The organism is Pedobacter jeongneungensis, assembly GCF_039538295.1.
GTDB classification, from domain to species: Bacteria; Bacteroidota; Bacteroidia; order Sphingobacteriales; family Sphingobacteriaceae; genus Pedobacter; species Pedobacter jeongneungensis.
This window is the reverse complement of the sequence record NZ_BAABBY010000008.1, coordinates 189,343-202,390: the sequence shown is the minus strand read 5'-3', so window position 1 is coordinate 202,390 and position 13,048 is coordinate 189,343. Positions and strand designations below refer to the sequence as shown.

Genomic DNA, 13,048 nt, shown 5'->3' with positions numbered 1-13,048 from the left:
TATCGTATTTAGTTAGACATATTGCCGTAAAAGAATGAACTATTATCCGCAGTTTTGGTTAAGCCTACATATTCCGATTTAAAATCGGCACTGTAAAAATACTTGTAGGTAAATTTATTCTGCGTAAGGTAATTAGTTAAACTCACGAGGCCCGGTGCAATTACCAAACCATTTGCATCGGTAGCCGACAGCGTAAGGTTAATATTACCGCTGGCATCTGTGGTTACATTATAGGTAAAGTTTGCAACAAAAGCTGTCCCTGCAGTGTTGGTGTAGTTTACCCTTAAAATTACCTGGCCTGTCGTTGTATAAACTAAGCTGAAATTGTTTAATACACGGTTTGCATTTCCGACTACAGCTAAACCTGTTTTTGCAGCATTATAAATTGTAATAAAATCAGCCGACATGCCAACTGTTGCATCCGGCGTTACATTAAGCAAAGTGTATGCTTTTCCAGAACCTAAATACTCAACAGGGCTTGCTGGTGCGGTTTGATTAAGTGCCGCCTGAACACGGTTCTGAAGTGTATAAAAATCAATACCCCAAACCTGTTTAAAATAACTCACTACCAAATCTTCTTTTTTCCTGATCAAAGCTACAGCACTAGCCGTGGAGTTGGCCCTCAAAATGGCTTCATAACCTTGTTTACCTTCAGTAAGCATTACCGAAACCATTTCAGCATAATCTTCAGTAGGTGCAGCTTGTGCATATTGGGTAATAAAACCGTTTGCTGCAAAACCAGTGCTGTTATTCCAGTCGGCGGTGTAACCTGCAGGTGTAATCAGCGGGAATTCTTTTTGATAAGTTGTGGTTTGATTTAAAATGTGCGTAAATTCATGATGAATGGTTTTCAAAACACGTTTAGAAACATTTCTATCGGTATTAGAGAAGTTATTTACATTGAATAAAGTTACTTTAATACCACCTTCAGCTTCTCCCAATGTAACCGTTCCCCCAGAATTATACTGAACACTACCAACTAAAACATAGTTTTTCGGTGCATAGGTTTTTATAAAACCCTGACCTATTTCTGAGGTATATGGATCAATCCATGCTTTTCTTACCATTTCCATTAACGGCTGAACGTTTTCTACCTTTACAGGAACCAATGTTTTAGTATTATCATATTCAGTTCCGTCCCAGCGATATTTTACGCTGATGTTGTAAGGTTGTGTAAATGTGGTAAACAACCAATTATCCAGTGCCGATTGCTGCCAGCTATCGCCACCCAGACCAACAATTTTGCGGTCGAGATTTTCTTCCTTTTTGCAGCCTTGCATCAATACAAAAACAAGGGCCAGCAAGAGTATATAATTTCTTTTCATGTTACTTCATTTTTAAATTAACGTGGGTTTTTCTCCACTCCTGATAGGACAACCTCATCAGGCAACTGCCAAAGCTTTCTTTTATCGTTTGCAGCAAGTTCAATTGGATTTCCATCTGGATCAAGATGCGTAACAGGTAATTGATATCTCAAAATATCCATCCAACGCATTCCTTCCGAAACAAATTCTGCTCTTTTTACATCCAATAAGGTAAAAATGTATGCTTGTTTGGTATCGGCAGTTCTTGTGCTATAATAAGCTCTGATTTTTGCGTCGGTTAAACCGTTACTAGCAGTATAACCAGTAATTCTGGTGCTGAACAAAGTATTCATATCATTAATGGCATCAGCATATTTATCTTGCATGATGTATGCTTCGGCACGGTTTAGCAATACCTCTTCTGTTGTAAAAAGCGGGATCATATTGTAGCCTCTACCTGTTGTGGCATTAATACTTGTACGTACGAAATGCTCATACAATTTGGGCACGAAATAAAAGGTACTGGAGAATGAATATTTCCTTAAAGCTGTAAATGAAATTCCAACTGGTGCAGTTATCGTATTTAATCTATTTTGTGAGAATGAATAAACAGATCTTGCATAATACCTTGCTCCCCAGGAAGTGGTTTCGCCCAATAATAAATTACCTGGATTTGCCGCACTGGTAACAGACTGTGAAATTTCTGTTGAGCCACTCGCATTTGCATAAGATAACCATGGCCTAACATTGGCTGCAAAGTTATTGCTAGGGAAAGCCAGATTTGCATATTCAATTACCTTTTCGGCATTTCTTTTAAACAAGTAAAAACGTGTTGCAAAAGCATAAGTTGCTTTTTTGGTAAAGTGATAAGCCGGAACGGTATAACTATTATCACGTATTAAGGGAATTCCAGCAAGTAAATCTTTTTCAATCTGCTCATAAACATAAGCTACGGTTTTACGATCGTAATTTTTAAATACTATAGTCTCGGGTTCCATTACATAAGGAATACCAGGATCTGAAGCTGCTGTTGCCGGATCATAAGCCTTAGAATAAAAGGTTACCAACATAAAATGTGCATAAGCCCTAGCCACTAAAGCCTCGCCTTTCTGTGCGGAATAATCTTCAGGGTTTGGCGCTTTATTAACGGCATCTAAAGCCTGATTCGCTACTGCTATTGCTTCATAGCAACTATTCCAATAGTATGTTGGTGTATCCTGTGCTGTTCCCTGAACTTCTCTCCAATAGTAACCATCACGGTTTGGTGCATAATCCTGACCTGTGGTACTATTAAAAGACGGATTATCAGACATTGCCTCGGCAAGTGGGATATAACTGGCGCCAGGATATGCCGTTACCAAAAATTCGCTGACCTTTTGCGGGGTATTTAAAGTTGTACGTTGGTCTGGTGCCTGTTCCAAATATTTCTTACATCCGATGCTAAAAGATGCAAGTACAATAAATAAGTATATTGATAGTTTTTTCATTTTCTTAAAAATTAAATTCCAACTTTTAATGTTAATGTAAATTGTTGTGGGATTGGCAATGCAACACCACCTGAGCTAAAGAATTCCGGATCTTGCCCTTTCAGTTTTTTATCAGCATAAATTAACCAGATATTGTTTCCTTGTAATTTAAACGCCACATTATTTAAGCCAAGACGTTTGGTTACTTTAACCGGAAGATTATACATTAGGGAAACCGATTTTAACCTTACAAATGAGCCATCAGCAACCCTATCGCTTGAATAGTTATAAGCGGTGTAAGGATAAGTACCGCTCAGAGATTTCTTCAATAAATAATCGGCAATTGATGGTGAATTAGTATAATTTTCGTCCAATGGCAATGTCCAACGATCTAAGAATTCGCGTGGCATTGCATCTGTATCATCGTAATTTGTAGAGAATACATTGTTTAACCTGATTTTATTACCAGCCTGATATGAGAGGAAGAAATTGAAAGTAAAGTCTTTATACCTGAACGTATTGGTTAAACCGCCGGTAAAGGGAGGATCAACAGGCCCCTCATATTTCAAATAATTGGTTGTAGCACTCTGAATGTAAACGTTGCTGCTTAAATTACCCGATTCATCAATAAAAGTTGGTACACCAGAAGTATTCAGTTTCTGAAAATCGATCGAATATAAACCACGAACAGCACCTCCTTCTTTCGGACCACCTTCTGGGATAATCAGATCGTAAATTCTTGGACTGTTTTTAAGGTTTGTTATTTTGTTTCTGTTGTAACCAAAAGTAAAGTTGGATGTCCAGCTAAAAGATTCGGTTTTAAATGGCGTTACACCTAAGGTAAATTCTACGCCATGTGATCTTAAATCTGCATAATTGGCATATTTAGAATATTCGCCACCAATACCCGATGTACGAACAAGACCGATTAGATCGAAACCACGTCTGTCGTAATAATCGGCACTAAAAGTGATGCGGTTTTTAAGCAAACCGATATCGAAGCCGATATTAGCTTCGTATTGTTTTTCCCATGTCAATTCAGAATTTTCTAAGCCATCTAATACAATTCGAGGTTCAACTTCTGATAAGCGTGGGCGGAGTGTAGTGCTATTTGTTAATACAATTGATGAATTTGTAGAACTACCCATACTCGCGGTTAATCCATAACCACCTCTCACTTTTAAATAACTGATCTGCTCGATGTTTTTGATAAAATCTTCTTCATCTGCATTCCATGCCGCACTTATAGTCCATGTTGGTAACCATCTTGCCGTTTTACTTATACCTAAACGGTTACTACCATCATACCTGAAGGTACCGTTTAAAACATATTTAGAATTATAAGCATAACTTCCGTTCACAAAAAACGCGGCATAGCGATCATATAACTGACTCATTCCATAGTAGTTATAATTTGCTTCCAAAAGCATTTTAATAATACGGTAGTCAGTGTACGGAATGCCACCTTTATCATATTGGTAACCATACCCATTGTTGAAACTATTTTGCCTGTTGGCAAATTTCACCTCCTGACCAACAAAAGCGCTCACCACATGCTTACCATATTCATGTTTCCATTCTACTTGATTTCTTACGTTAAAGCTTAATAAATTATCATCGCTTCTGTTGTAAAAACCGCCTTGTGGAAGTACACTTTCCTTATCGATAATTGCAGGATAATCAGGGTTATCATATAAATAAATATTATTGTTGGCAATGGTACTGTTTGGTGCCCATCGGTAAGCTGTTGCCATATTAGAGTATTCGGTAATTTTATGCTCGCGGGTACTTTTTACATAACGCATGGCACCAACACTTTTAAATTCGAAATCTTTGATAAACTTGTAATTAAGTTCTCCCTGTAATTTCAAATCCAACATATCTAAATCGATATAGTTATTTTTTAATTCGTTGATGATGTTGAAAGGCGCATAGTTTAAAGTAAAATATTCCAATTGTCCTTGTTGATCGTAAGCTGTCATCGTACGGCTTGTATTTAACGCATAACTAAACGGGTTAACATCGAAATCTCTTGTGTATTTACCTTCTACTACATTACTCGAACGGCCCAGGGTACCCGGTGCACGTTGTTGCCTAAATGCACCTGTTGCTAAAATACCGGCACTGATTTTTTTAGAAATATTGTAATTGCCACGTAAATTCATGGTATATCTTTTTACGTTATCGGCAATTGTCCAACCGTTATCATTATAATAACCCAATGAAAAATAATGCTGAGACTTCTCAGAACCTGACGAAATACTTAAAGAATGCTCCTGAACGAAGGAATTTTTAAATAAAACATCAAACCAGTTTGTGTTGGCAGTGGCGTAACGCTGTAAAAATGCAGCTCTCCCTTCGGTTGTATTTTGTACACCAAACTGGCCAGAACTTGCATTATAAGCATTTATCTGCTGATACATTTTAGCGAAAACACCTCCGTTAGATCCGTTTACAATGTCGGCTGACAAACCACCTTTACGAAAAACTTCTGAGTAGACCGACATTTGATCGGCAGAATTCATAATGTTATACGAATCGTAGCTAGGCTTAAGAAATGTAGAAAAATTTCCACTATAATTGATCTGCGTATTGCCTGCCCTCCCCTTTTTGGTGGTAATTACCACTACGCCATTCATCGCCCTAGCCCCATATAAGGCCGTTGCCGAAGCGTCTTTTAAAATATTAAAACTCTCAATATCATCGGCATTAATTCCAGCTACTGATGATCCGATAAGTGTTAATGCATCACCACTTGATAGCTGATCGTTAGAAATGTTTACGATATCTTCTAAAACAACCCCATCTACTACCCAAAGTGGTTTATTTTCTCCAGAAATTGAGGTAGCACCACGAACCCGGATTTTAGGTGCCGCACCAAAAGTGCCTGATACATTCTGCACGGAAACGCCAGCCACTTTCCCCTCTAACATTCTACTGATATCGGTTACTCCATCCTGTTTAACATCGCTGCCCTTAATACTTGTAGCAGAACCTGTAAATAATTTTTTATTGATGTTTTGATAACCTGTTGATACCACATTAACTTCATTTAACTGGGCAGCATCTTCCTGTAAAGTAACGTTAATAACCGTTTTACTCCCAATAGGCACTTCCAATGTTTTAAAACCAACATAATTGTAAGTTAAAACAGCACCATCTTTTACCGAAATGCTGTATTCGCCGTTAATATTGGTGGATACAGCATTTGCAGCATCTTTTTCGCGAACACTAACACCTGGCAGAACGGCTCCATTTTTATCTGTCACTTTTCCTGTTACCTTTACCGCAACAAAGTAGCCTAGCACTTTGTCTATGATCGATTTTTCTTTCGGTTTAATTAAAATCGTTCTATCTTCAATGGTATAAGTTAGATCTTTTCCGTTAGTAATTTTATTCATTACCTCTTCAATGGTGGAGTTGTTAAAATCGGCATTGAAAGTTGTTGATGTACTGATCTTGTTGGTTGATAAGAGCACGTCATAACCAGATTGCTGTCTGATTTCTTTAAACATTTTTTCTAATGTTACATTTTTCTGTTTTAATGTAACCAGCTGGCCAAATGAAGCTGCACTTACCTGCATTAATGAGGTAAGCAATATGACCGTAACTAACTTCATAATTAATAGCAATTTAGGGATGTAGCGTTGATGCGTACATAAAATTCTGATATAAAATTTGTACATTTAATAGTCTGTTTTTTTTTTGCGGAACGCAATAAAGTTTGGACGCTCAAAGGCGTTTCGCAGTTATCCAAGAAATAAATTGATTTTTAATCAGTTCCGGCTTACGGAACAGCTAAACAGATTAAAAGGGGTGTTAAGAGCACTCCTTTTTTATGCATTTAACTTTTGAATGGTCAGGGCTTTTGTCGAAGTTTATTCATAATAATTTGTTTGGTTTAAGTTGATTAATTTTTAGAGATAAGGGTTAGTTACGCCCTCATTTTTTTCTTTTATTCTTTGTAAACAATAATTTTATTGCCTTTAATATCGAAGCGGACTTCTCCAGTTTGCTCCAATTTTCTTAACACTTTCGATATTTTTTCAAAACGGCTTACGGTACCGTAATACATCACATCTTTTGCTTCCGGATCGGCATATTCTACTTCTACATTGTACCAACGGGCTACTTTACGTAAAATGCTTATCTGTTTTTCGTTATTAAACATGAAATAGCCATTTTTCCACGCTATTGCCTCATCTACATCAACTCCTTTTACATCAATGCCTGAAACTGATAAGATAGACTGCTCTCCGGGCTTTAATATTTCGCTTTGATTGGTATTTTTCTGCGAAACACGTACACTACCTTCAAGCAGGGTTGTTTTGGTTACAATTTCGTCGTTATAGCTGTTAATATTAAAATGAGTACCCAAAACCTCTACCGATTGTTTATCGGTTTCTACAATAAATGGATGTAATTTATCTTTAGCTACTTCAAAATAGGCTTCACCATCAAGTTTTACCACACGCTGTTTAGCTGTACCTATATTTAAAGGGTACCGGATAGAAGATGCTGCATTTAGCCAAACGGTTGAACCATCAGGCAAACGGATCTGCCATTCACCTCCGTTGGGGGTAGAAATGGTATTTAACCGTGTATCTTCAACATTTTCTGATTCTGCAATGTTATACACCAGTTGGCCATCAGCTGTTTTGGTGATAGAAAAGCCTGCTTCCTCTGTAATGTTACCGGTGGTGGCGTCAGAAAGTGAAATCTTTTTCCCGTTAGCTAAAGTTAAAATAGCTTTGTTTTTACCAGGTGCAACGTCAGTAGCAAAAACGTGCTCTTTCTTTTTATTTAAAGAAATGTAAGCGGTAATTGATAAAACAATAAATACAACTGCAGCAGCGGCCCATTTTATGGTATTCATCAGCATTTTACGAGGTGAGCGGGCTGGTTTATCTACAGTGAGAATTTTATTTAGAACCGGATTCCATTTTTCATCAACAATATCAACAGCATTCTCCTCCTCAGCAACAATCATTTTCACGATTTCGCCGCTAAGAACCGGATTGCCATGATCAGCCAGGGCTAAAAGTTCTTCTCTTTCTGCAGGGCTTAATGTTTTAGCCGTAAATTGTTGTAATAGATAAGGTATGCGTTCTTCCATATAAAGATTCTGATACTAAGAAGCCGCTAAGGAAAATCAGGACTATCGGGATTTTATTTTTTTTTATTTTATTTTAAAAAAGAAGCAAACAATAGGAAAAACGAATGTAATTCCATGCTGATTTAAATGCAACCTTATCGATTTAAGCGATATTACAAGGGCATTTTTAACGGTATTTGGCGAAATATTGAGTATTTCAGCAATTTCCGGGATACTTTTACCTTCATGCCTGCTTAACTGATAAATATTTTTGCGCTGTTCTGGCAATTTTTCTACTGCCACAGCTATAATCTTGGTAATTTCGTTTAAATTAATCTCTTCTGAGGTGTTATTGTGGCTGTTTGGCTGCTTATTGGTAAAAGCGTCGATCACTTTATCTTCTTTAAGCTTTTTCCGCAGGTAGCTCAGGCACTCATTAGATACATATTTATAAAGATATGCTTTTACGTTCTCTACTTCTGCTAATTTATCCCGGTTTAGCCAAACCCTTAAAAAAGCATCCTGAATAATTTCTTCGGCAGCATCATCAGATTTGGTGAACTTTGTAGCGAATATTTGAAGCACAGGAAGATACTTAAAAAACAAGACAGAAAAAGCCTGCTCATCTCCCTCTACAATCCTATCTAATAATACCCGTTCTTTTTCTTCGCTGCTTAATGCCATACACCTGTTTAGCCGTAACTTAGATCCATTTGAGCGTTAATAATAGTGTGTTTTGTTATTAAAGAAAAGAAAAATTAAAAATAAAATAACTTTTAATCAAAATTGCTCTTCAATCAAATATACTGATTAAGTAATTTTAGCCGCTAAAAAATTTGTTAAATAAAAAACCCCTACTTTTTAAGGCAGGGGTTAAGAGAGACTGTTAGTTTAATTAAATTTTTATCTTGGCCTCCAACTGATCCATGCTTGAGCATCAGATACCCTCACCATATCGTATCTTTTACCATCATCTGAAGTTGGTATTAAATACCAGTCTTGCGAACTTCCAGCGGTTGCACCTCCGTACAAAATTGATCTTGCTGCAGTCATTGCCTGAGCAACAGCAGTTGTACCGGTAAATGTTCCTCCGCTTCCGTTCAAAGTAAATTTTGCAATACCTGCATTCACGGCAAACGGAACTTTAGATAAAGCATAAGGTGATCCAAAAGAATTGGTTGTTAAAAAGGTAATAATACCTTCGGTTGCACCTGTTCCTCCAAACACTGCGGCACCAGCATACCATAAACCAGAATAACTAGGCACATTTCTGAAGTTACAGAAATCATCTACACCATTAGCATGAAAAGCCATATCAGAAACCCAACAGCCGTTAAAGTTAAATGACATTTGAGTGTACCATCTTTGCGCAGCAGTAACATCTAGTTTTAAAGGTGCGATAGCTTCTTTGATTTGAATTGCAGTACCACTCACGCTAGCATTTATAAATCCAGATGCCGTATCGAAACCTACCCCATCTAATTTGGTAACTGTTGTTGTTCCAATTATCAATGGATTATACAAAGCAATCGTTGTACCCGAAACATAAAAGTTTGAGCTAACGGTTTTAAGATTTGCGCCATCTAAATAGGAGAAAGATATAATTTGGGCACCGCCATCCAATTTCACCTCACATTCTACTCCACCAATAGTTGTCCTTTTAAAATATGTCCTTAGTTTTGAGGCCACCGCACTAACATTCTGAACAGAAGTAAATATTGCTGCACTTTCTGCCGCTGATTTAGACCTTACAAGTATCAACTTGCTTTTATTAAAAGTTCCTTCCAGTTTTATGGTATCGGCACTTGATGATAAGAAAGCAAATTCAAAATCAGAGAAATAACCTCCTGCTACCTCACCTCCTAAAACACTAGGTGTAGGGTCAGCAAGTAAATGTAATGTAGAATAAGAATCGAATAATAGTGTAGGCCTTTGCAAGGCCTTTAAACGGTATGAGCTTTCAGCTGGTGCAGGACTATAATCTGCAGACATAGTTGTTCTGTTCTTATCAGTAAAACTGAATAAAAACGTAGCTGGTGTTTCATTATCAGTTAATAAGTAACCTTTCCAACCAAACTGCGCACTAATTAATTGTGTCTGGTACTCGGCTAAAGTTCCCGATAGCCTTTCATCAACATTACCGATAATAGGCTCTGTTGTGTCTTTTTTACAAGAGCCTAAAGCCACTGTAAATAAGAGTATATATAATAAATGCTTTTTCATCATTTCTATTTTTAATTATTACAATGTTCCGAATAAATAAGAGGTAGCATCTGTGGTTTTAACAAGCCCACCAAATATACTTTTCGATTGAGGTACAATATCATCAACCCATCGGACATTAAATTGTTGACCATTAAAATATGCCAATAATGTTGGGATGCTTGCCTCTATTGCTCTTGCATTTGCATTTGTTGGTTGTGGATTTGTATAAGTTAAGCTAAGCACACCATTAACATTTGTTGTTGTATAGTTAAAGTCGGCATTAAAACCAGCACTCAATGCAGCTGTAGGATCCATAAAATTCACCCTCAAAATCATTCTATTTGCAGTAGTAAAAATTAATGAAATATTATCAATATAAAGTCCCATTCCTGTCTGAATCCCAGTATTGGCTGAATTATAAGCGGTCAAGAATTTAGTTGATAAACCTGTTAATTTCTGAGGATTCACCGTAATCGTACCATAAGTTTTGGCTGGGCCCAATAAACTATTAAAATCGGCAGTAGGTGATTGTGCTTCGATTGCAGCCTGCGTTCTGGTCTGCAGATCGGTTAAATCAATACCCCAGCTATCTTTCATATAAGAAACTACAATGGCTTTCTTTTTTAACAGTTTTGCTCTTGCATCTGTGTTTTGTTCATAAACACCTTTTCCGTTTCTTTTAATATAAAGTCCATCATAAACAAAAAGGTTGTTGATGATATTATCAAAATTAGCTTGTCCACCTTCTAATAAAGTTGATAATGTCTCTACAAAATCATCGTCTTTGTTCGATCTGGAATAAGGAGTAATATAACCTTTGCCCCAAAAATCGGCTTCGTACATAATTTTATCTAATGCTGCATTAGATGAGTAAGCTCCCCTAAAAATATTAAACCAGGTAGCAGTATAATCAGAAGGCGTGATTCGTTGATAATCAGGCGTTACGGCAATATTCTGGTTTAGAATGTGGCCAAACTCATGGTGCATGGTATGCAAAATTTGCTTAACTGCAGGTTTATTGGCAGGATTGAAAGTATTTAAATCAAGTAATACAATTTTTCTTCCTGCTTCTGCAGTTCCCAGGGTAATGGTACCATTACTATTATAAGATGGACTACCAGCTAAATAAAACTGCTTTTGGCAGTATTTTTTCATAAAGTCTTCGCCTTTTACTGCAACATAAGGATTTATCCAGGTGTTCTTAATAATGCTCATAATAGGTATAACAAGCTCCTCTTTTACAGGCACAACATTCTTATATATTTCGCCAAGTTCCGATCTATCCCATTTATATTTTACCTCTATGTTATAAGGTGTTGTATAATTGGTACGAATCCATTCATCTATTGGTCCTTGAGTCCATGTATCCCCCCCCAAACCTACGATATCGGCAGTCAGATTATCTTTTTTGCTACATCCCGCCAAAAAGACGGTTGTTAATGTAATTATTGCTATTAATAATTTCTTTTTCATAATATTCTTTATATTATAATTAACGTGGGTTTGCAGCTAATCCAGCTGCTACGGCATCTTGAGGAATTTGAATTAATCGTCTAGGATCATCGGCTCCTAACGAAATTGTAGTTTTACCATTGGCAGAAGTATGCACAATTGGAATCTTTAAGCGCACAATATCAAACCATCTTAAACCTTCGTGCATGTATTCCTGACGTTTAAAGTTTATGATAGTACCAACCAAAGCATCTTTAACTGTTAATGGCGCAGGAAAAAAGGCGGTTGCTTTTGCTTCTGTAAATTTATCAGCAGTTGCAGAATAGCCTACAATTCTTTTTGAAAGATAAATATCAATATCAGAAATTGTTTGACTATTGTTACTTAACATGGCATTTGCTTCGGCCCTGTTAAATAGTACTTCTTCAGCTGTTAATAATGGCACCATGTTATAAGCATCACCAAAGTTTGCACTAATGGTTTCTTTTACAAAATGTTCTCTGAATTTCGGAATATTGTAAACCGTTTCCGTTCCTCCAAAAATTTTGGTACTCATGGCCAAAGCCTTTTTACTTGGATTATTTCCGGGATCGAATATGGTTCTTACTGATGAACTTAGACCATAATTATACCCAGGAAAGTTTCTTCCCCAATAAGAAATGGCTTCTTGTAATAATAAGTTTGCCGGCTCAGTAGAGTTGGTATACAGTGCTTGTAATTCGTAATAACCCAATACATTATATGTGGTATTCCACGCCCGTAAATTATCAGCAACTGTTGTACCTGGAAAAACTGCGTTGGCATGATCGATTACCTTTTGATAATCTCTTTTAAATAAATAAAAGCGGGTTGCAAAAGCATGTGCAGCCTGAGTAGTGAAATGGTATTTCGGAACTCTATAGCTTTGATTTTTAATTAAAGGTAGTCCTTCTATTAAATCTTTCTCGATATTTGCATAAACACTGGCAACGGTTCCTCTTGTATAGTTACCTTCTACTACCTTTTGGGGTAAAGTAACATAAGGGATTCCAGGATCAGAGGCTGCAGTAGCGGGATCATAAGCTTTGGCATATAAAGTTACCAACATAAAATGTACATAAGCCCTGGCAACAAGTGCTTCTCCCCTACTTGCTGAATATTCGGCAGTATTACCTGCCTTATCAATTGCTTCCAATGCATAATTGGCTGCTGCTATTGCCTTGTAACACGAATTCCAGTAGAATGGTGGAGTATCTTCAGATGTTGCATCGATTTGATCGATGTAGTTCCATGGAGATGAATTTGGCAAATCCCTTCCAGTTGTTCCTTTATCGCCAGCATTATCACTCATCGCTTCAGTAAATGCGAGGTAATTACCGTGAGGATATGCATTTGCCAATAACTCTGCTACTTTAACGGGGCTGTTCAGTTCGGTACGGTCATCGGGTTGATGCTCTAAAAACTTCTTACAGCTACTAGATAGCAGTAAGGTTGAGCACACTATATATATGAGTATTTTGTTCTTTTTCATTTTCTGTTCAATTAAA

At 37.0% G+C, this 13,048-nt stretch carries 8 protein-coding genes; all 8 read right to left on the bottom strand.

The window, feature by feature from the left end; translation table 11 throughout:
• Positions 1-8: 8 nt before the first annotated feature.
• Positions 9-1,325, bottom strand: coding sequence for a zinc-binding metallopeptidase (locus ABD769_RS17040; RefSeq protein ID WP_344852596.1), 1,317 nt, complete (start codon positions 1,323-1,325; stop codon positions 9-11).
• Between the two features lie 17 nt (positions 1,326-1,342).
• Positions 1,343-2,791, bottom strand: coding sequence for a RagB/SusD family nutrient uptake outer membrane protein (locus ABD769_RS17035; protein WP_344852595.1), 1,449 nt, complete (start codon positions 2,789-2,791; stop codon positions 1,343-1,345).
• 11 nt (positions 2,792-2,802) lie between these two features.
• Positions 2,803-6,390 carry a SusC/RagA family TonB-linked outer membrane protein gene (locus ABD769_RS17030; RefSeq protein WP_344852594.1) on the bottom strand — a complete coding sequence of 1,196 codons (3,588 nt, stop codon included), beginning with the start codon at positions 6,388-6,390 and terminating at the stop codon, positions 2,803-2,805.
• 335 nt (positions 6,391-6,725) lie between these two features.
• Positions 6,726-7,886 carry a FecR family protein gene (locus ABD769_RS17025; protein ID WP_344852593.1) on the bottom strand — a complete coding sequence of 387 codons (1,161 nt, stop codon included), beginning with the start codon at positions 7,884-7,886 and terminating at the stop codon, positions 6,726-6,728.
• Positions 7,887-7,949: 63 nt separating this feature from the next.
• On the bottom strand, positions 7,950-8,549 hold the full coding sequence (locus ABD769_RS17020; protein ID WP_344852592.1) for an RNA polymerase sigma-70 factor: 600 nt from the start codon (positions 8,547-8,549) through the stop codon (positions 7,950-7,952).
• 219 nt (positions 8,550-8,768) lie between these two features.
• On the bottom strand, positions 8,769-10,091 hold the full coding sequence (locus tag ABD769_RS17015; protein WP_344852591.1) for a DUF4302 domain-containing protein: 1,323 nt from the start codon (positions 10,089-10,091) through the stop codon (positions 8,769-8,771).
• 15 nt (positions 10,092-10,106) lie between these two features.
• On the bottom strand, positions 10,107-11,543 hold the full coding sequence (locus ABD769_RS17010) for a zinc-binding metallopeptidase (RefSeq protein WP_344852590.1): 1,437 nt from the start codon (positions 11,541-11,543) through the stop codon (positions 10,107-10,109).
• 19 nt (positions 11,544-11,562) lie between these two features.
• Positions 11,563-13,032 carry a RagB/SusD family nutrient uptake outer membrane protein gene (locus ABD769_RS17005; RefSeq protein WP_344852589.1) on the bottom strand — a complete coding sequence of 490 codons (1,470 nt, stop codon included), beginning with the start codon at positions 13,030-13,032 and terminating at the stop codon, positions 11,563-11,565.
• Positions 13,033-13,048 lie beyond the last annotated feature (16 nt).